The 24,317-nt window shown below is 70.1% G+C and carries 18 protein-coding genes; 15 read left to right on the forward strand and 3 right to left on the reverse strand.

Translation table 11 applies throughout. The features are described from left to right. Positions 1-518 precede the first annotated feature (518 nt). The 15 genes from ACF1CT_RS12095 (at position 519) to recQ (ending at position 18,837) form a co-directional block, all read left to right on the forward strand. Entirely contained in the window at positions 519-878 is a 360-nt protein-coding gene (locus ACF1CT_RS12095; protein WP_003992243.1) for an NADH-quinone oxidoreductase subunit A, read from the forward strand. A gap of 18 nt (positions 879-896) precedes the next feature. Continuing rightward, positions 897-1,451 carry a NuoB/complex I 20 kDa subunit family protein gene (locus tag ACF1CT_RS12100; RefSeq protein ID WP_376237069.1) on the forward strand — a complete coding sequence of 185 codons (555 nt, stop codon included), beginning with the start codon at positions 897-899 and terminating at the stop codon, positions 1,449-1,451. Then, positions 1,448-2,173 carry an NADH-quinone oxidoreductase subunit C gene (locus ACF1CT_RS12105; RefSeq protein ID WP_391783724.1) on the forward strand — a complete coding sequence of 242 codons (726 nt, stop codon included), beginning with the start codon at positions 1,448-1,450 and terminating at the stop codon, positions 2,171-2,173. The genes ACF1CT_RS12100 and ACF1CT_RS12105 overlap by 4 nt, the downstream gene beginning before the upstream one ends. Next, positions 2,173-3,495, forward strand: coding sequence for an NADH-quinone oxidoreductase subunit D (locus ACF1CT_RS12110; RefSeq protein WP_391783725.1), 1,323 nt, complete (start codon positions 2,173-2,175; stop codon positions 3,493-3,495). Before ACF1CT_RS12105 ends, ACF1CT_RS12110 begins: the two co-directional genes overlap by 1 nt. A 29-nt stretch (positions 3,496-3,524) precedes the next feature. Continuing rightward, positions 3,525-4,346 carry an NADH-quinone oxidoreductase subunit NuoE gene (nuoE, locus tag ACF1CT_RS12115; protein WP_391783964.1) on the forward strand — a complete coding sequence of 274 codons (822 nt, stop codon included), beginning with the start codon at positions 3,525-3,527 and terminating at the stop codon, positions 4,344-4,346. Beyond that, positions 4,346-5,722, forward strand: coding sequence for an NADH-quinone oxidoreductase subunit NuoF (gene nuoF, locus ACF1CT_RS12120; RefSeq protein ID WP_391783726.1), 1,377 nt, complete (start codon positions 4,346-4,348; stop codon positions 5,720-5,722). The genes nuoE and nuoF overlap by 1 nt, the downstream gene beginning before the upstream one ends. Beyond that, a complete protein-coding gene (locus ACF1CT_RS12125) occupies positions 5,719-8,250 on the forward strand; it encodes an NADH-quinone oxidoreductase subunit G (RefSeq protein WP_391783727.1) in 2,532 nt (843 codons plus the stop codon). The genes nuoF and ACF1CT_RS12125 overlap by 4 nt, the downstream gene beginning before the upstream one ends. Beyond that, complete coding sequence (nuoH, locus tag ACF1CT_RS12130; protein ID WP_391783728.1) at positions 8,247-9,650, forward strand: NADH-quinone oxidoreductase subunit NuoH; 1,404 nt, start codon at positions 8,247-8,249, stop codon at positions 9,648-9,650. The genes ACF1CT_RS12125 and nuoH overlap by 4 nt, the downstream gene beginning before the upstream one ends. Beyond that, a complete protein-coding gene (gene nuoI, locus ACF1CT_RS12135) occupies positions 9,643-10,281 on the forward strand; it encodes an NADH-quinone oxidoreductase subunit NuoI (protein WP_391783729.1) in 639 nt (212 codons plus the stop codon). Before nuoH ends, nuoI begins: the two co-directional genes overlap by 8 nt. Then, positions 10,278-11,105: an NADH-quinone oxidoreductase subunit J gene (locus ACF1CT_RS12140; RefSeq protein WP_391783730.1), complete on the forward strand. Its 828-nt coding sequence runs from the start codon at positions 10,278-10,280 to the stop codon at positions 11,103-11,105. The genes nuoI and ACF1CT_RS12140 overlap by 4 nt, the downstream gene beginning before the upstream one ends. After that, the gene (nuoK, locus tag ACF1CT_RS12145; protein ID WP_376237093.1) at positions 11,102-11,401 is read left to right on the forward strand and encodes an NADH-quinone oxidoreductase subunit NuoK; all 300 of its coding nucleotides are present in this window, start codon (positions 11,102-11,104) and stop codon (positions 11,399-11,401) included. Before ACF1CT_RS12140 ends, nuoK begins: the two co-directional genes overlap by 4 nt. A gap of 14 nt (positions 11,402-11,415) precedes the next feature. Next, complete coding sequence (gene nuoL, locus ACF1CT_RS12150; protein ID WP_391783731.1) at positions 11,416-13,311, forward strand: NADH-quinone oxidoreductase subunit L; 1,896 nt, start codon at positions 11,416-11,418, stop codon at positions 13,309-13,311. Positions 13,312-13,315: 4 nt separating this feature from the next. Then, entirely contained in the window at positions 13,316-14,905 is a 1,590-nt protein-coding gene (locus ACF1CT_RS12155; RefSeq protein ID WP_391783732.1) for an NADH-quinone oxidoreductase subunit M, read from the forward strand. Next, entirely contained in the window at positions 14,902-16,566 is a 1,665-nt protein-coding gene (gene nuoN, locus ACF1CT_RS12160; RefSeq protein ID WP_391783733.1) for an NADH-quinone oxidoreductase subunit NuoN, read from the forward strand. Before ACF1CT_RS12155 ends, nuoN begins: the two co-directional genes overlap by 4 nt. A 180-nt stretch (positions 16,567-16,746) precedes the next feature. Next, complete coding sequence (recQ, locus tag ACF1CT_RS12165) at positions 16,747-18,837, forward strand: DNA helicase RecQ (RefSeq protein WP_391783734.1); 2,091 nt, start codon at positions 16,747-16,749, stop codon at positions 18,835-18,837. A 385-nt stretch (positions 18,838-19,222) separates the two neighbouring features. On the opposite strand, the gene fahA is transcribed toward recQ, so the two are convergent. The 3 genes from fahA to ACF1CT_RS12180 form a co-directional block, all read right to left on the reverse strand. After that, positions 19,223-20,452 carry a fumarylacetoacetase gene (gene fahA, locus ACF1CT_RS12170; protein ID WP_391783735.1) on the reverse strand — a complete coding sequence of 410 codons (1,230 nt, stop codon included), beginning with the start codon at positions 20,450-20,452 and terminating at the stop codon, positions 19,223-19,225. 245 nt (positions 20,453-20,697) lie between these two features. Then, positions 20,698-22,692, reverse strand: a complete 1,995-nt coding sequence (locus ACF1CT_RS12175; protein WP_391783736.1) for a CocE/NonD family hydrolase — start codon at positions 22,690-22,692, stop codon at positions 20,698-20,700. A 9-nt stretch (positions 22,693-22,701) separates the two neighbouring features. Continuing rightward, complete coding sequence (locus tag ACF1CT_RS12180) at positions 22,702-24,201, reverse strand: peptide MFS transporter (protein ID WP_391783737.1); 1,500 nt, start codon at positions 24,199-24,201, stop codon at positions 22,702-22,704. Positions 24,202-24,317: the final 116 nt, after the last annotated feature.

Consider the following 24,317-nt stretch of genomic DNA (forward strand, 5'->3'; position numbering starts at 1 on the left):
ACCGGCGCGGGGGAGCGCGGGCGCCGACGGCTGTGATCCCGGCGGGCGGGTCGCCCGTCCGGAAGATCGTGAATGCGCGCACAGTCCGCTTCGCCCGACGCGCGCCCCCGCGCGAGGGTGAGCCCCGGCGGTCCGGGCCGGGGGTCCGACGACCCCGGTGCGGGTGAATGCACATATCACGCATCGCCGTCCATTGCCAATTTGCGTGTAGAGGCGTTCCATTGTTATTGGAAACGCACTTTGACCAGCGATAACAGCATCAGATGTCACATCTCGTGACGGCTCTGCCGCTTTGCGTGAAAAGATCGACCCCCATCCGGCTTCATGATCGTTCGTCGGGTGGTGGAGATCACAAACTCCGTCTACTACCCCGTGTCGCAGATCACAGGACGGCGGGCATAGGATGCGGGGCAGTCGGGCTTGTGAACTGCCTCACATGTGCACGATCTTGGTGGGGCGGCGAGCCGAATCGCCCGATGCGGTCCAACGGTCAAGGACGACTGGAAGGAGCGAGGAGCGTGAATGCCTACGCGCCCATCCTCGTGCTCGGCGCCCTCGGGGCAGGGTTTGCGATCTTCTCCGTGGTCATGGCCACGCTTATCGGCCCCAAGCGGTACAACCGGGCAAAGCTCGAAGCGTACGAGTGCGGGATCGAACCCACCCCCACTCCGGCCGGAGGCGGCCGCTTCCCCATCAAGTACTACCTGACGGCGATGCTCTTCATCGTCTTCGACATCGAGATCGTCTTCCTCTATCCCTGGGCGGTCACCTTCGACGCGCTGGGGATCTTCGGGCTCGTGGAGATGCTGCTCTTCGTGCTCACCGTCTTCGTCGCCTACGCGTACGTATGGCGTCGCGGCGGCCTGGAATGGGACTGAGGGGCTGAGGGGCACACCATGGGACTCGAAGAGAAGCTGCCCAGCGGCTTCGTGCTGACCACCGTCGAGCAGGCCGCCGGCTGGGTACGGAAATCCTCCGTCTTCCCGGCCACGTTCGGCCTCGCCTGCTGCGCCATCGAGATGATGACGACCGGTGCGGGGCGCTACGACCTTGCCCGTTTCGGGATGGAGGTCTTCCGCGGATCGCCGCGCCAGGCGGATCTGATGATCGTGGCGGGGCGGGTCAGCCAGAAGATGGCGCCCGTCCTGCGGCAGGTCTACGACCAGATGCCCAACCCCAAGTGGGTGATCTCCATGGGGGTTTGCGCCTCATCGGGCGGGATGTTCAATAACTACGCCATTGTTCAGGGTGTCGATCATATTGTCCCGGTTGATATTTATTTGCCGGGCTGCCCGCCGCGGCCCGAGATGCTGATGGACGCGATCCTCAAGCTCCACCAGAAGATCCAGAACACCAAGCTCGGGGTCAACGCGGAGGAGGCCGCCCGCGAGGCGGAGCAGGCCGCGCTCAAGGCCCTGCCCCTGATCGAGATGAAGGGGCTGCTGCGATGAGCGAGAACCACGTCCACGACGCGCAGGGCGACAACGGCCTGCCCGCGCCGCGCGACGAGGGCGGCGAGGTCATCGGCGTACGCAGGGGCATGTTCGGCGCCGACAACGGCGGCGACACCTCCGGCTACGGCGGCCTCGTCCGCACCGTGGCCCTGCCCGGCGCCACGTCCCGCCCGTACGGCGGCTGGTTCGACGAGGTGGCCGACGAGCTGGAGGGGGCCCTGGAGGAACAGGACCTGCTCCCCGGGAACGCCATCGAGAAGACCGTCGTCGACCGCGGCGAGCTCACCTTCCACATCGCCCGCGAGCACCTGGTCCGGGTGGCCCGGACGCTGCGCGACGACCCGGCCCTGCGCTTCGAGCTCTGCACCGGGGTCAGCGCGGTCCACTTCCCCGGCGACAAGGGCCGCGAGCTGCACGCGGTCTACCACCTGCGCTCGCTCACCCACGGCAGGCTGATCCGCCTGGAGGTGTCGGCCCCGGACGACGATCCGCACCTTCCGTCGCTCGTCGCGGTCTACCCGACCAACGACTGGCACGAGCGCGAGGCATACGACTTCTTCGGGCTCGTCTTCGACGGTCACCCCGCCCTCACCCGGATCATGATGCCGGACGACTGGCAGGGCTTCCCGCAGCGCAAGGACTACCCGCTCGGCGGCATCGCCGTCGAGTACAAGGGCGCCCAGATCCCGGCTCCGGACCAGCGGAGGTCGTACTCCTGATGACCACTCCCCCTGCAACACCTCGCGCCACGACCGAGGGGACTGTATATACAGTCACCGGCGGCGACTGGGACGAGGTCGTCGAGTCCGCGGTCACGTCAGACGACGAGCGCATCATCGTCAACATGGGCCCCCAGCACCCGTCCACGCACGGGGTGCTGCGGCTGATCCTGGAGATCGACGGCGAGACCGTCACCGAGGCCCGCTGCGGCATCGGCTACCTCCACACCGGCATCGAGAAGAACCTCGAATACCGGAGCTGGACCCAGGGCACCACCTTCGTGACGCGCATGGACTACCTGACGCCGTTCTTCAACGAGACGGCGTACTGCCTCGGCGTCGAGAAGCTCCTCGGCATCGAGGACCAGATCCCCGACCGGGCCACCGTCCTGCGCGTGCTCCTGATGGAACTGAACCGGCTCTCCTCGCACCTGGTGTGCATCGCCACCGGAGGCATGGAGCTCGGCGCCACCACGATCATGATCTACGGGTTCCGTGACCGCGAACTCGTCCTCGACCTGTTCGAGCTGATCACCGGCCTGCGGATGAACCACGCGTTCGTCCGGCCCGGCGGACTCGCCCAGGACCTGCCGCCCGGCGCGATCGACCAGCTGCGCGCGTTCGTGAAGACCATGAAGAAGAACCTGCCGGAGTACGACAAGCTCGCCACCGGCAACCCCATCTTCAAGGCCCGCATGCAGGACGTCGGCTACCTCGACCTGACCGGCTGCGTGGCGCTGGGCGCCACCGGGCCGATCCTGCGCTCCGCCGGACTCCCGCACGACCTGCGCAAGACGGACCCCTACTGCGGATACGAGAACTACGAGTTCGACGTCCCCACCGCCGACAGCTGCGACGCCTACGGCCGATTCCTCGTCCGGCTGGAGGAGATGCGCCAGTCGCTGCGGATCATCGAGCAGTGCATCGACCGGCTCGCCCCCGGCCCGGTGATGGTCGCCGACAAGAAGATCGCCTGGCCCGCGCAGCTCGCGCTCGGCCCGGACGGGCTCGGCAACTCGCTCGACCACATCAAGAAGATCATGGGCACCTCGATGGAGGCCCTGATCCACCACTTCAAGCTGGTGACCGAGGGGTTCCGGGTCCCGCCCGGCCAGGTGTACACCGCCGTCGAATCGCCCAAGGGCGAGCTCGGCGTGCACGTCGTCTCCGACGGCGGCACCCGCCCCTACCGGGTCCACTTCCGCGACCCGTCCTTCACCAACCTCCAGGCCATGGCGGCGATGTGCGAGGGCGGCCAGGTCGCCGACGTCATCGTCGCCGTCGCGTCCATCGACCCCGTGATGGGAGGCGTCGACCGGTGACCGAAGCACGACAGGAAGTCAGTCTGGGGATGCCGCAGCTCCCCGCCCCCGCCTACCCGGCCGAGGTGCGAGCCAGGCTCGAAGCGGACGCGAAGGAGGTGATCGCCCGCTACCCCGGCAGCCGGTCCGCACTGCTGCCGCTGCTGCACCTGGTGCAGGCCGAGGAGGGCTTCGTCTCCCGCACCGGCATGGCGTTCTGCGCCGACATGCTCGACCTCACCACCGCCGAGGTCACCGCCGTCGCCACCTTCTACACCATGTACCGGCGCGGGCCGAGCGGTGACTACCAGGTCGGCGTCTGCACCAACACCCTGTGCGCGGTGATGGGCGGCGACGCGATCTTCGACCGGCTCAAGGAGCACCTCGGCGTCGGCAACGACGAGACGACCGAGGACGGGAAGATCACCCTCGAACACATCGAGTGCAACGCCGCCTGCGACTTCGCCCCCGTGGTGATGGTCAACTGGGAGTTCTTCGACAACCAGACGCCCGAGAGCGCGACCCGCCTGGTCGACGACCTGATCGCCGGACGCACCGTCGAACCTACCCGCGGCGCCCCGCTGTGCACGTACAAGGAGACCGCCCGCATCCTGGCCGGCTTCCCCGACGAACGCCCCGGCGCCGTCGAGGCCTCCGGCGGCGCGGGCCCCGCCTCGCTGGTCGGCCTCCGGCTCGCCAAGGGCGAGGAACCGCACCCGCGCGTCGTCGCCCCGCGCGGCGCGAACCCGCGCGGGGAGCAGCCGCACGACCCGTCGCCGTCCGAGCACCTCAGCTCCCACGACGCACCGCAGCGGACCTCCGCCTCCGACCCGGACCACCCGGCGGGCCCCGCAGCCGAGGAGGGAGCGTGATGACGTTGACCACCGAGATCGGCGACAACGGCGGCGGCAACGGGGGCGACCCCGAGAAGCTGCTCGCCCCCGTCCTCTCCGCGTTCTGGGACGAACCGCGCTCCTGGACCCTGGACACCTACCGCCGCCACGGCGGGTACGAGGGCCTGCGCAAGGCTCTCGCCATGGCCCCGGACGACCTCATCGCCTACGTCAAGGCATCCGGTCTGCGCGGACGCGGCGGCGCCGGCTTCCCCACCGGGATGAAGTGGCAGTTCATCCCGCAGGGCGACGGCAAACCGCACTACCTCGTCGTCAACGCCGACGAGTCGGAGCCCGGGACCTGCAAGGACATCCCGCTCCTCTTCGCCAACCCGCACTCCCTCGTCGAGGGCATCGTGATCGCCTGCTACGCGATCCGCTCCGCGCACGCCTTCATCTACCTGCGCGGCGAGGTCGTCCCCGTGCTGCGACGGCTGCACGAGGCAGTGCGCGAGGCGTACGAGGCGGGCCTGCTCGGCACGAACATCCTGGGCTCCGGGCTCGACGTGGAACTCACCGTGCACGCGGGCGCGGGCGCGTACATCTGCGGTGAGGAGACCGCACTGCTCGACTCGCTCGAAGGGCGACGCGGCCAGCCCCGGCTGCGCCCCCCCTTCCCCGCGGTCGCCGGTCTGTACGCCTGCCCCACCGTGGTGAACAACGTCGAGTCCATCGCCTCGGTTCCCGCGATCCTGAACAAGGGCAAGGACTGGTTCACGTCCATGGGCAGCGAGAAGTCCCCGGGCTTCACGCTGTACTCGCTCAGCGGACACGTCGCGAGCCCCGGCCAGTACGAGGCCCCGCTCGGCATCACGCTGCGCCAACTGCTCGACATGAGCGGCGGCATGCGCCCCGGGCACCGGCTGAAGTTCTGGACCCCGGGCGGCTCCTCCACCCCGATGTTCACCGACGAACACCTCGACGTCCCGCTCGACTACGAGGGCGTCGGCGCCGCCGGATCCATGCTCGGCACCAAGGCGCTCCAGTGCTTCGACGAGACCACCTGCGTCGTGCGCGCCGTCACCCGCTGGACCGAGTTCTACGCCCACGAGTCCTGCGGCAAGTGCACCCCCTGCCGCGAGGGCACGTACTGGCTCGTCCAGCTCCTCCGCGACATCGAGGCCGGCAAGGGGGAGATGGCCGACCTCGACAAGCTGAACGACATCGCCGACAACATCAACGGCAAGTCCTTCTGCGCCCTCGGCGACGGCGCCGCCTCACCGATCTTCTCCTCGCTGAAGTACTTCCGCGCGGAGTACGAGCAGCACATCACGGGCAGGGGCTGCCCCTTCGATCCCGCCAGGTCGACCGCCTGGGCCGACGACAAGAACGCTCACCAGGGGGTGAACGCATGACCGTCACCACGAGTGCGCCCTCCGGAGGAGGCGAGGCGGCCGTCCCGCCCGAGGACCTCGTCACGCTGACCATCGACGGCATCGAGATCAGCGTGCCCAAGGGCACCCTGGTCATCCGGGCCGCCGAACTCCTCGGCATCGAGATCCCGCGCTTCTGCGACCACCCGCTCCTCGACCCGGCCGGCGCCTGCCGCCAGTGCATCGTCGAGGTCGAGGGCCAGCGCAAGCCGATGGCGTCCTGCACCATCACCTGCACCGACGGCATGGTCGTCAAGTCGCAGCTCAGCTCGCCCGTCGCCGAGAAGGCCCAGAAGGGTGTGATGGAGCTGCTGCTCATCAACCACCCGCTGGACTGCCCGGTCTGCGACAAGGGCGGCGAGTGCCCGCTGCAGAACCAGGCGATGTCGCACGGCGGCGCCGACTCCCGCTTCGACGGGAAGAAGCGGACCTACGAGAAGCCCGTACCGATCTCCGCCCAGGTACTGCTGGACCGCGAGCGCTGTGTGCTCTGCGCGCGCTGCACCCGGTTCTCCAACCAGGTGGCGGGCGACCCGATGATCGAGCTGATCGAGCGCGGCGCGCTCCAGCAGGTCGGCACCGGCGAGGGCGACCCGTTCGAGTCGTACTTCTCCGGGAACACCATCCAGATCTGCCCGGTCGGGGCACTCACCTCGGCCGCGTACCGGTTCCGCTCCCGCCCCTTCGACCTGGTGTCGTCGCCGTCGGTGTGCGAGCACTGCGCGGGCGGCTGCGCCACCCGCACCGACCACCGGCGCGGCAAGGTCATGCGGCGGCTCGCCGCCGACGACCCCGAGGTCAACGAGGAGTGGATCTGCGACAAGGGCCGCTTCGCGTTCCGCTACGCGCAGCAGCGCGACCGGCTGACCACGCCGCTGGTGCGGAACGCGGACGGCGTTCTGGAACCGGCGAGCTGGCCCGAGGCCCTGGCCGCCGCGGCCACCGGACTCGCCGCCGCGCGCGGCCGGGCCGGCGTCCTGGCCGGCGGTCGGCTGACCGTCGAGGACGCGTACGCGTACGGCAAGTTCGCCCGGGTCGTGCTGGACACCAACGACGTCGACTTCCGGGCCCGCGCGCACAGCGGTGAGGAGGCCGACTTCCTTGCCGCCCGCGTCGCCGGGCGCGGAAGGGACCTGGACGGATCGGGTGTCACCTACACCTCGTTGGAGAAGGCCCCGACGGTGCTGCTGGCCGGGTTCGAGTCCGAGGAGGAGGCGCCCGGCGTCTTCCTGCGGCTGCGCAAGGCCAACCGCAAGCACGGACAGCGCACCTACGCCATCGCCTCGCACGCCACCCGCGGCCTCACGAAGGCGGGCGGCACCCTGCTTCCCGCCGCCCCCGGCACCGAGACCGAGTGGCTGGACGCCATCGCGGGCGGCGTCGGACTCGACGGCGACGGCGCCGCGGCGGCCGAGGCGCTGCGCGGCGACGGCTCCGTGATCGTGGTCGGCGAGCGGCTGGCCTCCGTACCGGGCGGGCTGACCGCCGCGGTGCGGACGGCGACCGCGACCGGGGCGGCGCTGGTGTGGATCCCGCGCCGGGCCGGAGAGCGCGGCGCGGTGGAGGCGGGCGCGCTCCCGTCGCTGCTGCCCGGCGGCCGTCCGGCGACCGACCCGCGGGCCAGGGACGAGGTGGCGTCCGTCTGGGGCATCGCCGAACTCCCCTCCCGCTTCGGCCGCGACACCGGCCAGATCCTGGAGGCGGCGGCCACCGGCGAACTCGGCGCACTGCTCGTCGCCGGGGTCGAGCCGGCCGATCTGCCGGACCCGGCGCGGGCCCTGGAGGCCCTGGACCGGGTCGGATTCCTGGTCTCGCTGGAGCTGCGGCCCAGCGAGGTCACCGAGCGGGCCGACGTGGTCCTGCCGGTCGCCGCGGCGGCCGAGAAGTCCGGGACCTTCCTCAACTGGGAGGGCCGGGCCCGGATGTTCGAGGCGGCGCTGAAGCCCGAGCAGATGACCCGGACGCTCGCCCCGACCGACGCGCGGGTGCTGCACATGCTCGCCGACGCGCTGGCCGGTGCCACCGACGCCGACGGGCCCGCCCGTTTCGCACTGCCGGACCTGAGGTCCGTGCGCCGCGAACTCGACAGGCTCGGCGGCTGGACCGGCGCGCACGCCGACGACCCGAACGAGCCGGCGCAGCCGCTGCCCCGGCCGGGCGACGGCGAGGCGGTCCTGGCCGGGCACCGGATGCTGCTCGACCTGGGGCGGCTCCAGGAGGGCGACGACGCGCTGGCCGGCACCCGGCACGCCGCGGTCGCCCGGCTGTCCGCCGCCACCGCCGCCGAGACCGGCGTCAAGGACGGCGACCTGCTGGCCGTCACCGGCCCGGCGGGCGCCGTCGAACTCCCGTTGAAGATCACCGACATGCCGGACCGGGTGGTCTGGGTGCCGCTGAACTCCGTCGGGCGGGGCGTCCCGGCCGACACCGGCGCCCGGCCCGGCGGCCTGGTCCGGATCGGCCCCGTAGCACCGGGCACTGACGACATCACACCGGAGGTGGGGGCGTGACAGCCTTCGCTCAACTGGCCGCGGCACCGCGCGATGCCGTGCTCGCCGCCGAGGACCTGTCGATGTTCGGCACCGACCCGTGGTGGCTGGTGGTCATCAAGGCGGTGTTCTGCTTCGCGTTCCTGATGGTGACCGTGCTGTTCTCCATCGTGTGGGAGCGCAAGGTCGTCGCCTGGATGCAGCTGCGCATCGGCCCCAACCGGAACGGGCCCTGGGGCATGCTCCAGTCGCTCGCCGACGGCGTGAAGCTGATGCTGAAGGAAGACCTCGTCGTCAAGCGCGCCGACAAGGTCGTGTACGTGCTCGCGCCGATCGTCGCCGCCATCCCGGCGTTCATGGCGATCGCCGTGATCCCGTTCGGCCCGTCCGGCAACGAGGTCTCGATCTTCGGGCACCGGACGACGATGCAGCTCACCGACCTGCCGATCGCGATGCTGTACATCCTCGCGGTGGCCTCGGTCGGGATCTACGGCATCGTGCTGGCGGGCTGGTCGTCCGGGTCGACGTACCCGCTCCTGGGCGGGCTGCGCTCCTGCGCCCAGATGATCAGCTACGAGATCGCGATGGGTGCCGCGTTCGCCTCGGTCTTCCTCTACTCCGGGTCGATGTCGACGTCGCAGATCGTGGAGGCGCAGCAGGACCGCTGGTTCATCCTGCTGCTGCCGGTGTCCTTCATCATCTACATCGTCACGATGGTCGGGGAGACCAACCGGGCCCCGTTCGACATGCCGGAGTCCGAGGGCGACCTGGTCGGCGGGTTCAACACCGAGTACTCGTCGATCAAGTTCGCGATGTTCATGCTCGCCGAGTACGTGAACATGGTGACCGTCTCCGCGGTCGCCACCACCCTGTTCCTGGGCGGCTGGCGGGCCCCCTGGCCGATCAGCACCTTCTGGGAGGGCGCGAACCACGGCTGGTGGCCGATGCTCTGGTTCGTCCTCAAGGTCCAGTTGCTGCTGTTCTTCTTCATCTGGCTGCGCGGCACGCTTCCCCGCGTCCGCTACGACCAGCTGATGAAGCTCGGCTGGAAGGTCCTGATCCCGGTCTCCGTGGTCTGGCTGATGATGGTCGCCACCGTGCGGGCGCTGAGCAACGAGGGCTACGACTTCTCCCGGATCGTCCTGTACGTGGCCGGGGCCGTGATCGCGATCCTGCTGCTCTCCTTCGTCGTTGACGTCTTCCGCGACAAGAAGGGCCGGGCAGAAGCGGAGGCGGCGGGTCCGGAGCCGGAGTTCGATCCGATGGCGGGCGGGTTCCCGGTGCCGCCACTGCCCGGACAGACCCTGCCGCCGGTGCCGCGCCGCAGGCCGCGGGGCGAGCGACAACTCGTTGTCAGTGGCGGGTCGGACACGGTGAGTGACGGAAATTCGAGTGACGGAAAGGAGGCTGACGGTGTCTGAGTCGAAGGAGCCCTCAGGAGAGAAGTTCCAGAACCCCGTCGCCGGCTTCGGCGTGACCTTCAAGGCCATGTTCAAGAAGCGTCTGACGGAGCAGTATCCGGAAACGCAGAAGGTGACGGCGCCGCGCTTCCACGGCCGGCATCAGCTCAACCGTCACCCGGACGGGCTGGAGAAGTGCGTCGGCTGCGAGCTGTGCGCCTGGGCCTGTCCGGCGGACGCCATCTACGTGGAGGGCGCGGACAACACCGACGAGGAGCGCTACTCCCCGGGTGAGCGCTACGGTCGCGTCTACCAGATCAACTACGCCCGCTGCATCCTGTGCGGACTGTGCATCGAGGCGTGCCCGACCCGGGCGCTCACGATGACCAACGAGTTCGAGCTCGCCAACACCACCCGCGAGAGCCTCATCTACACCAAGGACGAGCTGCTCGCGGGCCTGGAGGAGGGCATGGTCGACTCCCCGCACGCGATCTACCCCGGGATGGACGAACAGGACTACTACCGGGGTCTGGTCACCGAGGCCGCGCCCGGTACGGAGCGTCAGGTAGCCGTCTCCAAGGGCGAGAAGCCGTCGGACGACACGCACGAGCGCCACGAGAACAACGGTCCGGCGCAGGGGGTGGGCGCATGACCGCCCTGGCCGCGGCGGCCTCCCAGACCTCGACCGGGGAGGCCGTCCAGTTCTGGATCCTGGGCATCGTCGCCGTACTCGGCGCGCTGTCCACCGTCCTGATGAAAAGAGCCGTGCACAGCGCGCTGAGCCTCGCCGGGACCATGATCGTCCTGGCGGTGTTCTATCTGGCCAACGGCGCCTACTTCCTCGGCATCGTCCAGATCGTCGTCTACACCGGCGCGATCATGATGCTGTTCCTCTTCGTCGTCATGCTCGTCGGCGTCACGGCCGCCGACTCGCTGAAGGAGACCCTCAGGGGCCAGCGCTGGCTGGCCGCGGGCTGCGGTCTCGGCTTCGGCGTCCTGCTGATCGCGGGCATCGGCAACGCCTCGCTGAACAGCTTCAACGGGCTCGGCGTCGCCAACGCCCAGCACGGCGGGAACGTCGAGGGGCTGGCGAGCCTCATCTTCACCAAGTACGTCTTCGCCTTCGAGATCACCGGCGCCCTGCTGATCACCGCGACGGTCGGCGCGATGGTGCTCACCCACCGCGAGCGCACCGAACGCTCCCGCACCCAGCGGGAGTTGTCCGAGGCGCGGGTGCGCGGCAGCCAGTTGCCGCCGCTGCCCGCCCCCGGCGTCTACGCCCGGCACAACGCGGTGGACATCCCCGGTCTGCTCCCGGACGGCACCCCGTCCGAGCTCACCGTCATGCCGACGCTGCGCGAACGCGGCCAGGTCCGTGACGTGTCGGGCGAAGCCCTGGAGCAGCTCCGGGCGCTGGAGCAGCGCTCCGAGGAGCGGCTCGGCCGCGACAACGAAGAAGAGGAGGTCGCCAAGTGAATCCGGTCAACTACCTCTATCTCGCGGCCCTGTTGTTCACCATCGGCGCGGCCGGGGTGCTGATCCGGCGGAACGCGATCGTCCTGTTCATGTGCGTGGAGCTGATGCTCAACGCCTGCAACCTCGCGTTCGTGACCTTCTCCCGGATGCACGGCAACCTCGACGGCCAGATCATCGCGTTCTTCACGATGGTCGTCGCCGCCGCGGAGGTCGTGGTGGGGCTCGCGATCATCGTGTCGGTGTTCCGTTCCCGCCACTCGGCCTCGGTCGACGACGCCGGCCTGATGAAGCTGTAAGGGGACGTTGAATCGTGGAGAACCTGATTGCGCTGCTCGTCGCGGCGCCAATGCTCGGAGCGGCGGTCCTGCTCTGCGGTGGCCGACGGCTCGACCGCTCCGGACACTGGATCGGCACCCTGCTCGCCGCCGCGTCGTTCGTCGTCGGTGCGGTGCTCTTCCTCGACATGCTGGGGCGGGGCGCGGACGACCGGGCGCTGCACCAGAAGCTGTTCAGCTGGGTCCCGGTCGAGGGATTCCGGGCCGACGTGGCCTTCCAGCTCGACCAGTTGTCGATGACGTTCGTGCTGCTGATCACCGGCGTGGGCACCCTGATCCACATCTACTCGATCGGCTACATGGAGCACGACGAACGCCGTCGCCGCTTCTTCGGCTATCTGAACCTGTTCCTCGCGGCGATGCTGCTGCTGGTCCTCGCCGACAACTACCTGTTGCTGTACGCGGGCTGGGAAGGCGTCGGACTGGCGTCGTACCTGCTGATCGGCTTCTGGCAGCACAAGCCGAGCGCGGCCACCGCCGCGAAGAAGGCGTTCCTGGTCAACCGGGTCGGCGACATGGGCCTGTCGATCGCCATCATGCTGATGTTCACCACGTTCGGCACCTTCGCCTTCGGGCCGGTGCTGGCGTCGACCGGGGACACGGGCGAGGGCAAGCTGACGGCGATCGGCCTGATGCTGCTGCTCGCCGCCTGCGGCAAGTCGGCCCAGGTTCCGCTGCAGTCCTGGCTCGGTGACGCGATGGAGGGCCCGACCCCGGTCTCGGCCCTTATCCACGCCGCGACCATGGTGACCGCGGGCGTCTACCTCATCGTCCGGTCCGGCGCGATCTTCGACGCCGCGCCGGACGCGCAACTGGTCGTGGTGATCGTCGGCGCGGTCACGCTCCTGTTCGGTGCGATCGTCGGTTGCGCGAAGGACGACATCAAGAAGGCACTCGCCGGGTCGACGATGTCGCAGATCGGCTACATGATCCTCGCCGCCGGGCTGGGCCCGATCGGCTACGTCTTCGCGATCATGCACCTGGTGACGCACGGCTTCTTCAAGGCCGGGCTCTTCCTCGGCGCCGGTTCGGTCATGCACGGCATGAACGACGAGGTCGACATGCGGAAGTACGGCGGCCTCAGGAAGTACATGCCGGTCACCTTCATCACCTTCGGCCTCGGCTATCTGGCCATCATCGGCTTCCCCGGCCTGTCCGGCTTCTTCTCCAAGGACAAGATCATCGAGGCTGCCTTCGCCAAGGGCGGCACCGAGGGCTGGATCCTCGGCTCGGTCGCCCTGCTGGGCGCCGCGATCACCGCGTTCTACATGACGCGGGTGATGCTGATGACCTTCTTCGGCGAGAAGCGCTGGCAGCCCGACGCGGACGGCAACGAGCCGCACCCGCACGAGTCCCCGAAGTCGATGACCATCCCCATGATCATCCTGGCCTTCGGCTCGGTCTTCGCGGGCGGCCTCTTCTCCGTCGGCGACCGCTTCCTGAACTGGCTGGAGCCGGTCACCGGACACAGCCACGGACACGCCCCGGTCAGCGCCACCACCGTCACGGCCGCCACCATGGTGGTCCTCGTCGTCGGGGTCGCCATCGCCTGGGCGATGTACGGACGCAAGCCCGTTCCGGTCACCGCCCCGCGCGGCTCGCTGCTCACCCGGGCCGCCCGCCGCGACCTCCTCCAGGACGACTTCAACCACGTGGTCCTGGTCCGCGGCGGCGAACACCTCACCCGCTCCCTGGTGTACGTCGATCACACCCTGGTCGACGGGGTCGTCAACGGCACGGCCGCCACGATGGGCGGGCTCTCCGGCCGACTGCGCAAGCTGCAGAACGGCTACGCCCGCTCCTACGCGGTCTCGATGTTCGGCGGTACGGCGATCGTCATCGCCGCGACCCTGCTGATGAGGGCGGTCTGATCACATGTCCTTTCCCCTCCTGACAGCGACGGCGGCGCTCCCGGCGATCGGCGCGGTCGCCACCGCCGCCGTCCCGGCCGCCCGGCGCACCGCCGCCAAATGGACGGCGCTGGTGTTCTCGCTGGCGACACTCGTCCTGGCGGGCGTCGCGCTCGCCAGGTTCGAGCCCGGCGGCCCGCGCTACCAGCTCACCGAGTCGCACGCCTGGATCAAGGACTTCGGCGTCCGCTACGAACTGGGCGTCGATGGCATCGGGGTCGCGCTCATGGCGCTCACCGCCCTGCTGCTGCCCTTCATCATCCTGGCGGGCTGGCACGACGCCGACCCCCTGGAGAACAAGAGCCGCCGCTGGCGGCCCACCCAGGGCTTCTTCGCCCTGATGCTGATGACCGAGGCGATGGTGATCCTCTCCTTCGAGGCCACCGACGTCTTCCTCTTCTACGTCCTGTTCGAAGCCATGCTCATCCCGATGTACTTCCTCATCGGCGGCTTCGGGGACCGGGCCGCCTCCTCCGTGTCCGCGGCGGACGGCGGCGACGAGAACGCGGCGGCGCAGCGCTCCTACGCCGCGGTGAAGTTCCTCCTCTACAACCTGGCCGGCGGCCTGGTCATGCTGGCCGCCGTGATCGGGCTGTACGTGGTCGCGGGGACGTTCTCGCTCTCCGAGATCGCCGAGGCCCGCGCCAGCGGCTCGCTCTCCATGGCGACGAGCACCGAGCGCTGGCTGTTCCTCGGGTTCTTCTTCGCCTTCGCGGTGAAGGCCCCGCTGTGGCCCCTGCACACCTGGCTGCCCAACGCCATGGGCGAGGCGACCTCCCCGGTCGCCGTCCTGATCACCGCGGTCGTCGACAAGGTCGGCACCTTCGCGATGCTCCGCTTCTGCCTCCAGCTCTTCCCGGAGGCCAGCAAGTGGGCGACGCCGGTGATCGTCGTCCTGGCCCTGATCAGCATCGTCTACGGGGCGCTGCTCGCCGTCGGCCAGCGCGACATCAAGCGCCTGATCGCCTACGCGTCGATCTCGCACTTCGGCTTCATCGTGCTGGGCATCTTCGCGATGACCAGCCAGGGCCAGTCCGGCGCCACGCTGTACATGGTCAACCACGGGATCTCGACCGCCGCGCTGATGCTGGTGGCGGGCTTCCTGATCACCCGGCGCGGCTCGCGGCTCATCGCCGACTACGGCGGGGTGCAGAAGGTGGCCCCGATCCTGGCCGGCACCTTCCTGATCGGCGGTCTCGCCACCCTGTCGCTGCCCGGGCTCGCCCCGTTCGTCAGCGAGTTCCTGGTCCTGGTCGGCGCGTTCAGCGCGTACCCGGCGGCGGGCATCATCGCCACCACCGGCATCGTGCTCGCCGCGCTGTACGTCCTCGTCCTCTACCAGCGGACGATGACCGGCCCGGTGAAGGCCGAGGTCCGGGGCATGCCGGACCTCAAGGTCCGCGAGCTGGCCGTGGTCCTCCCGCTGATCGCGATGCTGCTCTTCCTGGGGGTCTACCCGAAGCCGCTGACCGAGATCGTCAATCCGGCGGTGCAGCACACCATGTCGGACGTCCAGAAGAAGGACCCCCAGCCTGAGGTGGAGGCCGCCAAGTGAGCGCAACAGCTGTCCACAGCCTGTGGGCAATGGCGGGCGGGGTGACCTCGGCCGCCCCGGCCGAGAAATTCAAGGCCCCGGTCATCGAGTACACCCAGCTCATGCCGGTCCTCATCGTGATCGGCGCGGCCGTGGTGGGCGTGCTCGTCGAGGCGTTCGTGCCGCGCCGGTCCCGCTACTACACGCAGGTCTTCCTGACCGTCGTCGCCCTCGCCGCCGCGTTCGCGGCGATCGTCGGCCTCGCGGCCGGGGGGTACGGCACCACCAAGGCGCACATCGCGGCGATGGGTGCCATCGCGATCGACGGCCCGACGCTGTTCCTGCAGGGCACCATCCTGCTGACCTCGCTGGTCGCCGTCTTCACCTTCGCCGAACGTCGGCTCGACCCCGCCTCGCACGGCAACAACGTCGACTCCTTCGCCGCGCAGGCCGCCTCGGTGCCCGGCAGCGACAGCGAGAAGGCCGCGGTCCGGGCCGGGTTCACCACCACCGAGGTCTTCCCGCTGGTCCTCTTCTCCATCGCGGGCATGCTGGTCTTCCCCGCCGCCAACGACCTGCTGACGCTCTTCGTGGCCCTGGAGGTCTTCTCCCTCCCGCTGTACCTGCTCTGTGCCGTCGCCCGCCGCAAGCGGCTGATGTCGCAGGAGGCCGCGGTGAAGTACTTCCTGCTCGGCGCCTTCTCCTCGGCGTTCCTGCTCTTCGGCATCGCCCTGCTGTACGGGTACGCGGGCTCCATGTCGTACGCCACGATCGCGAGCGTCGTCGACGGCTCCGTCACCAAGATCGACCCGGCGCTCGCCGCCACCATGGGCAACGACGCGCTGCTGCTGATCGGCGGCGCGATGATCCTGACCGGGCTGCTCTTCAAGGTCGGCGCCGTCCCGTTCCACATGTGGACCCCGGACGTCTACCAGGGCGCCCCGACCCCGGTCACCGGCTTCATGGCCGCCGCCACCAAGGTCGCCGCGTTCGGCGCGCTGCTGCGCCTGCTGTACGTGGTGCTGCCGGGTCTCACCTGGGACTGGCGTCCGGTCATGTGGGGCATCGCGATCGTCACCATGCTGGGCGGGGCGATCGTCGCCATCACCCAGACCGACATCAAGCGACTGCTCGCCTACTCCTCGATCGCGCACGCCGGGTTCATCCTCGCCGGTGTCATCGCGGCCACCCCGGACGGCATCTCGTCGGTCCTCTTCTACCTGGGCGCGTACTCCTTCGTGACGGTCGGCGCGTTCGCCGTCGTCACCCTGGTGCGCGACGCGGGCGGAGAGGCGACGCACCTGTCGAAGTGGGCCGGGCTCGGCAGGCGCTCGCCGCTGGTCGCGGCGGTCTTCGCGGTGTTCCTGCTCGCCTTCGCCGGTATCCCGCTGACCTCCGGGTTCTCCGGGAAGTTCGCCGTCTTCAAGGCCGCGGCCGACGGCGGTGCGGGCGGGCTGGTCGTGGTCGGTGTGATCTCGTCGGCGATCGCCGCGTTCTTCTACATCCGGGTCATCGTGCTGATGTTCTTCAGCGAGCCGAAGGCGGACGGCCCGACGGTCGCCGTCCCGTCCCCGCTGACGATGACCACGATCGCCGTCGGTGTCGCGGTCACACTGGTGCTGGGCCTGGCCCCGCAGTACTTCCTGGACCTGGCCGGTCAGGCGGGGATCTTCGTGAGGTAGCGCACACGCATCCGCACGCGGCGGTGCGCACGCACCGCGGCAACGGCGCCGGACGGGCTCGGTAAGTCAAGCCCGTCCGGCGTTGTCGTACCCAGACCCTAAGGTGGCAGGGGAGCGGTGACGGGACGGGCCACGGACGGCACCGGGGAACCAGGCGGCACGAGCACGACGGGCGGGACCATGGAAGTGACCGAGAGCGACGCACGGCAGACCCTGCACCGGGTGTTCGGATACGAATCGTTCCGCGGCGAGCAGGAAGCGATCGTCGACCACGTGGTGGCCGGCGGCGACGCCGTCGTGCTCATGCCGACCGGTGGCGGCAAGTCCCTCTGCTACCAGATCCCGGCCCTGGTCCGCTCCGGCACGGGCGTCGTCGTCTCGCCCCTGATCGCCCTCATGCAGGACCAGGTCGACGCGTTGCGCGCGCTCGGGGTCCGGGCCGGCTTCGTCAACTCCACGCAGGACTTCGACGAGCGCCGCTCCATGGAGGCGCAGTTCCTCGCGGGCGAGCTCGACGTGCTGTACCTGGCCCCGGAGCGGCTGCGGCTGGACTCCACGCTCGGCCTGCTCGCCCGGGGCGAGATCTCCGTCTTCGCGATCGACGAGGCGCACTGCGTCGCCCAGTGGGGCCACGACTTCCGCCCCGACTACCTCGCCCTCTCGGTCCTCGGCGAGCGCTGGCCCGACGTGCCGCGCATCGCCCTGACGGCAACGGCGACGAACGCCACGCACGAGGAGATCACCCAGCGTCTGGGCATGCCCGACGCCAAGCACTTCGTCGCCAGTTTCGACAGGCCGAACATCCAGTACCGGATCGTGCCCAAGGCGGACCCGAAGAAGCAACTGCTCTCCTTCCTGAAGGAGGAGCACGCCGGGGACGCGGGCATCATCTACTGCCTCTCGCGCAATTCGACGGAGAAGACCGCCGAGTACCTCTGCCGCAACGGCATCGAGGCCGTGCCGTACCACGCGGGACTGGACGCGGGCACCCGTGCCGCCCACCAGTCCCGGTTCCTCCGCGAGGAGGGCCTGGTCGTCGTCGCGACGATCGCCTTCGGCATGGGCATCGACAAGCCGGACGTCCGCTTCGTCGCCCACCTCGACCTGCCGAAATCGGTCGAGGGCTACTACCAGGAGACCGGCCGCGCGGGCCGTGACGGGCAGCCGTCCACCGCCTGGATGGCGTACGGGCTCCAGGATGTCGTCCAGCAGCGCAAGCTCATCCAGGGCGGCGAGGGCGACGAGGCGTTCCGCCGCCGTGCCGCCTCCCACCTCGACTCGATGCTGGCGCTGTGCGAGACCGCCCGGTGCCGTCGCGGCCAGCTCCTGAAGTACTTCGGCCAGGACCCGACCGCCGAGGCGTGCGGCAACTGCGACACCTGCCTCACCCCGCCCGAGACCTGGGACGGCACGGTCGCCGCCCAGAAGCTGCTGTCGACGGTGGTGCGGCTGAAGAGGGAGCGCGGGCAGAAGTTCGGCGCGGGCCAGATCATCGACATCCTGCTCGGCCGCAAGACCGCGAAGATCATCCAGTTCGACCACGACCAGCTCTCGGTCTTCGGGATCGGCGAGGAGCTGTCCGAGGCCGAATGGCGCGGAGTCGTGAGGCAGTTGCTCGCCCAGGGGCTGCTCGCGGTGGAGGGCGAGTACGGCACGCTGGTGCTGACCGAGGACAGCGGCGCGGTGCTCCAGCGGCAGCGCGAGGTGCTGTTGCGCAAGGAGACGGCGAAGCCCGCCTCGCGCTCCACGAAGGGCGAACGCAAGGCGAAGTCCTCCACGGCCGTCGCGGAGCTGACGCCCGAGGCGGTGCCGGTCTTCGAGGCACTGCGGGCCTGGCGCGGTGCGCAGGCGAAGGAGCAGGGCGTTCCGGCGTACGTCATCTTCCACGACGCGACGCTGCGCGAGATCGCCGCGGTGCGGCCGGACTCGGTGTCCGCGCTGGGCGGGATCAGCGGCCTCGGAGAGAAGAAGCTGGCGACGTACGGGGAGGGTGTGCTGGAGGTGCTGGCGGAGTTCGCCGGTGCGGCCGACGAGTCGGGAGACGCGCAGGCGGAAACGCGGCAGGAGGCGCTGGTCGAGGCCGGTTCCGGGGCGGCGGCGCCCGGTGCGGCACCAGCGGTGGGGGCGGGGCGTGCCGGCTCTGCCGCGGTACGGGGCAAGGCCGTCCCGGACGCCCCTGTTCCGGCCGCGCGGGCGTCGGCCCCGTCGGCCGCCCCGGACGACGATCCGGGGTTCGGCTGGGACGAGGAGCCTCCGCCCGAGTTCGAGTGAGCCCCCCCCGTGCGGAGAGCGGGGGCCTCACGACGGGTGGTGCGGGGCGGGGGTGGAACGGCGGCGCCGGGGCTATTCCGGGGCCGCCGCCCGGCGGCGCGGGGTGATGTCGTTGAGTCCAGGTCGACCGGAAACGGTCGGCGGTCCAGCCGCCCACGGGCGGAACCCCCCACCTCGGTTCCTCGGTCCCGGGTTCGACGCCCATCAGTGCTCACATGCACGGAGTCGCGCCGATCTGTCCAGCGTATCGACCCGGAACCGGTTCGGACTCGCGCGAACAGGCGAACCCATCGGGAGCCGCTGACGGCCGCGCCCCTCGGGGACACGGCCGTCAACGTCGAGGGCCGCGCGGCGGGAGCCGCGCGGAAGGGACGGACGCGAGGCGTCAGACGGACGGGACGATGCGCCCCGTCACTTCGCCGAGCCCGACCCGGGTGCCGTCCGGGCCCGGGGCCCAGGCCGTCATCGTCACGGTGTCGCCGTCCTCCAGGAAGGCCCGCTTGCCGTCGGCCAGCTCCAGCGGCTCGCCGCCGTTCCAGGTCAGCTCCAGCAGCGAACCGCGCTGGCCCTGTTCGGCGCCGCTGACCGTGCCGGAGCCGTACAGGTCGCCGGTGCGCAGCGAGGCGCCGTTCACCGTCATCTGGGCCAGCATCTGGGCGGGCGTCCAGTACATGGTGGCGAACGGTGGCTCGGCGACCGGCTGTCCGTTGATCGCGACGGAGATCCGCAGGTCAAGTCCGCCGCCCTGCTCCTCGTCGCCGTCCTCCAGATAGGGCAGGAGCGGGAAGTCGCGGGCGGGCGGCGCGGTCCAGGCGGCCTCCAGGGCCTCCAGCGGGGTCACCCACGCCGACACGGAGGTGGCGAAGGACTTGCCGAGGAACGGGCCGAGCGGGACGTACTCCCAGGCCTGGATGTCCCGCGCCGACCAGTCGTTGAGCAGCGAGAGCCCGAAGACGTGCTCGCGGAAGTCGGTGAGCGGGACCGGGCGGCCGTGCTCGGAACCGACGCCGACGACGAAGCCGACCTCGGCCTCGATGTCGAGCTTGACCGATGGGCCGAAGACCGGCGCGGCGTCGCCGGGCGCCTTGCGCTGTCCGGACGGGCGCACCACGTCGGTGCCGGAGACGACGACCGTGCCGGAGCGGCCGTGGTAACCGATCGGCAGATGCTTCCAGTTGGGGGTCAGCGCATCGCCGTTCGGCCGGAAGATCTTCCCGACGTTGGTGGCGTGGTGCTCGCTCGCGTAGAAGTCGACGTAATCGGCGACCCGGTACGGCAGGTGGAGCGTGACGGAATCGACTGGGTGGAGCAGCGGTTCGATGTCCGGGCGGTGTGCCGGGACCGTCACCCATGAGGTCAGCGCACGTCGGACGTCCCGCCAGGCGGTGCGGCCGGCGGCCAGCAGCTCGGTCAGGTCCGGCCGGTCGAGCAGCCGCGCGTAGGGCGAGCCGAGCGCGTGCGCGGCGGCCCCGGCGTCCAGTACGTGGTCGCCGATGCGGACGCCGACCCGGCGGTCCTCGGGGCGGTCGGGGGTGGAGAACACACCGTACGGAAGGTTGTGCGGGCCGAAGGGATCGCCCTCGGCCGGATCGAGCGGGCTGCTCTGCTCGGGCATGTGTTGCCGCCTCGCTTTCCAGGTCGCTTGGGGGACACGTTACGTCGGCGACCGTACCGACGGGGAGTGTCTCAACTGCCCCCGATGCCCGGAAGGTTCCACTGTGCCCGGGGTGTGGGGCACAGCGGCCGACGAGCCGGGGAGCAACAGGGCGAGCCTGCTCCCCCATTGCTCCCCGGTTGGGCAAGAGCCCGTCGGGTGACCTCCGGCCGGGCGGACGTCACCCGACAGGCTCGCAACCGTGCTCAGCCGGCCGTGCGCGGGATCCGCTTCTCCCAGGTGCGGTGGAAGACGACCTCGCCGCCGTCCCGGCAGACCACCTCGTCGGAGGTGATGAAGTCGGTGTCGTCCGCGCCGATCTGGGAACGGGTCTCGATCTGCACGTCCCACGCCATCTCCGGCCGGTGGAGCCTGATCGTCCAGTCGGAGCGGGTGCGGGCGGAGAGCGGGTCGTCCTGCTGGACGGTGTACGTCTCCAGGGCGTCCTCGGTGAATTCCAGGCCGTCCGGGTAGACGCGGGTGCCGCCGTAGCGCGGGTCGACCTCCAGTCGCCATTCGCCCTTGGCGACGTCACGGACCACCAGCCGCTCGGGCCGTTGTTCGTCCAGCGACACCGGGTGGACGACGCCGAGCGGCGGCGACTGCTCCGGTTCCTCGAACCGGATCCCCGGGTCCTCGGTGGGGCGGCGCACCGGGAGTTCGACGAAGCTCCCGTCGGCGTCCAGGGTGAAGCCCACCGACCCCGGCTGCGGCCAGATCCACGGCCAGTACGCGGAGGAGACCGCGAGCCTGATCCGGTGGCCGGGCGGGAAGGTGTGCCCGATGCCGTTCAGTTCGAAGGTCACCTCCTCGGTCGCGCCCACCGGCCAGTCCACGGCGCGGTCGCGGCCGTGCCGGGCGGAGAGGTTGAGCGCGCCGCGGGTGACGAGGGTGGAGGAACCGTCCGGTGCGACGTCGCAGAGCCGGGCGACGGCCTGGCCGCGCGGTACGTCCATGCGCAGCCGCAGCCTCACCCGGGGCCGTCCGAGGATCTCGATCGGCGTGTCCTCGACCGGGAACTCGAAACAGACCGACTTGGCGTCCTCGTCGCGCTGGTCGGGCGGCAGGTCGGCGTCGTTGCCGAACGGGAAGAAGCGCCCGGCGTCCACGCCGGTCTGCTGCGGCGAGTCGACGATCTGCGGGCCGCCCTGGAGGGCGTAGGCGACGGTCGAGACGTTCGGGGACGGCCAGGCGGTGTCGCCGACCCAGCGGCCGGGCAGCGTCTCGTACACCGTCGCGGGCCGGTGCGACTCGCTGATCCAGGACCGCAGCAGCGGCTCGGCCATGATGCCGGTGTCCTCGTCCTTGAGGTGCTGGTCCCACCAGCGCAGCGTCTCCTGGAGGAAGCCGATCGCCGGTCCGGGCGGCAGGCCGCGGTCCGGGTACTGGTGCGACCAGGGGCCGATCAGTCCGCGCACCCGGTCCGGCGGCAGGTGCTCGACGAGCCGCAGCACGGTGTCGCGGTACGGGTCGTGCCAGCCGCCGACCGCGAGCACGTTCGCCCGGATCGCCGAGTAGTCCTCGCAGACGCTGCCGTGCTTCCAGTAGTCGTCTCGGGTCTGGTGCGCCAGCCAGGTGTGGATGAACGGTTCGACCTTCTCCAGCCGCTCCAGCCACATGTCCTTCCAGTCCGCGCCGACCTGGGCCGGGTCCGGCGGCCGGGAGGCGAAGGCCAGCATGGTGGCCGCCCAGGCGTGCATGTCGACGCCGAGGACGGAGCCGCCCATGTAGTGGACGTCGTTGTCGTAGCGGTCGTCGGTCGAGCAGACGGTGACGATCGCCTTCAGCGGCTCGGGGGCGAGGGCGGCGATCTGGAGCGAGTTGAAGCCGCCCCAGGAGATGCCGAACATGCCGACCCGGCCCGAGCACCACTCCTGTCGGGCCAGCCAGTGGACGACGGCGACGCCGTCGGCGAGTTCCGTGGCGTCGTACTCGTCGCCCGGCATTCCCTCGCTGTTGCCGTGGCCGCGCACGTCCACCCGGACGGAGGCGTAGCCGTGGCCCGCGTACCAGGGGTGGCGCTGCCAGTCGCGCGGGGCGGTCCAGTCGGTCAGCCGGTACGGCAGGTATTCGAGGAGCGCGGGCACCGGTTCGTCGGTGACCGGCCGCCAGATCCGGGCGTACAGCAGGGTTCCGTCCGGCAGCGGGATGCGGACGTCCTCATGGGTGGTCTCGTACGGAAACGTGGTGCGGATGTGCATGGCGGTACCTCAGTGGACGGGGTGCATGGTGCGTCTGAGCCAGGGGGCGGCGGCGATGACGGCAACACCGGCCACCACCGCGATCGCGCCGTTGACGCCGAAGTAGGCGGGGTTGGAGACCTCGCCGTAGAGCTTCACGACCTGGGCCTGAATGCCGTTGGCGAGGGCCAGCGAGAGGAACCAGAGCGCCATCGTCTGGCCGGCGAACGCCTTCGGCGCGAGCTTGGTGGACGCCGACATGCCGGAGGTCTCCAGCAGGATGTCGCCGAGGCCGAGCAGCAGGTACGAGCCGACGATCCACCAGGCGGCCATCTTGTACGTGTCGCCCGAGTGCCCGGAGGTCGGCAGCACCATCAGCAGGAAGGAGAGCCCACCGAGGATCACCCCGATCGCGATCTTGTTGGAGGCGTGCGGCTGACGCGGTCCCATCCGGGCCCAGACGGTCGCCACCACGGGGGCGAGCGCGACCTCGAAGGCGCCGAGCGCGGAGGCGTACCAGCTCGCCGGGAAGTGGAAGCCGAAGATCTCGGTACGGGCGTTGGTCGACGCGAGCAGCATCATCGTCGAGTACGCCTGGAAGAGGATGAAGTTGAAGACGACCGAGGCCAGGAACAGCACCACGTACGGGCGCAGTCGGCCGCGTTCCTCGGCGGTGACCTGGCGGCTGCGGAACATCACCACGAAGTAGACGACCGGCGCGATCACCGAGACGAGGGTGAGGACGTCGACGAACCGGCCCATGGTGAGCCATCCGGACAGGGCCAGCGCGGTGGCCGCGGCGGCCACCACGACCGCACCGGCGACGACGAGCCGCACGGCGCGCCGCATCGGCTCCGGCGCCAGCGCGAATTCGGCGCTGTGCTTTCGCCCGGCCAGGTGACGTCGGCCCAGGACGTACTGGATCAGGCCGAGGGTCATGCCGAAGGCGGCGGCGGAGAAGCCCCAGTGCCAGCTCGCGTGGTCGCCGAGCCAGCCGGTGACCAGCGGTCCGAGGAACGCGCCGATGTTGATGCCCATGTAGTAGAGGGCGAATCCGGCGTCGCGCCGCTCGTCGTCGGTGCGGTAGAGCTTGCCGACCATGGACGCCACATTGGGCTTGAGCAACCCGGTCCCGGCGCTGATCAGGCCGAGGCCGGTCCAGGTCATGGCGTCGGTGGGCACCGCCATGGCGTAGTGCCCGCAGGCGATGAGGATCCCGCCGTACAGGACGGCCCGGTACGAGCCGAGGATCCGGTCGGCAAGCCAGCCCCCGGCCACGGAGACCAGGTAGACAAGGGTGCCGTAGGCGGCCGAGACGGACGCCGCGGTGCCCGCCTCCATGCCCATGCCGCCGCGGGCGACGGTATCGGCGAAGTAGAGGACCAGGATCGCCTGCATGCCCAGGAACGAGAACCGTTCCCAGACCTCCAGGCCGGACAGTGTCATCAAACCCCGTGGCTGGCCGAAAAAGGCGTGGTCGTCGCCGGGCGGGGGCTGGGTCGGTTGGGTGTCGGTGGCCGTGTGGGACAAAAGGATGACTCCTGATCGTATGAGCTGATCTCGAACATACCGGCGGTGGCGGGAAGGCGCCCACGGTGATCCAAAGGGGACCGGATACGCTGACTTGAGTGATGACAGCGACACAT

Origin of the sequence: Streptomyces sp. NPDC014734 (assembly GCF_043083325.1) — a bacterium.
In the GTDB taxonomy this organism is placed as follows: domain Bacteria; phylum Actinomycetota; class Actinomycetes; order Streptomycetales; family Streptomycetaceae; genus Streptomyces.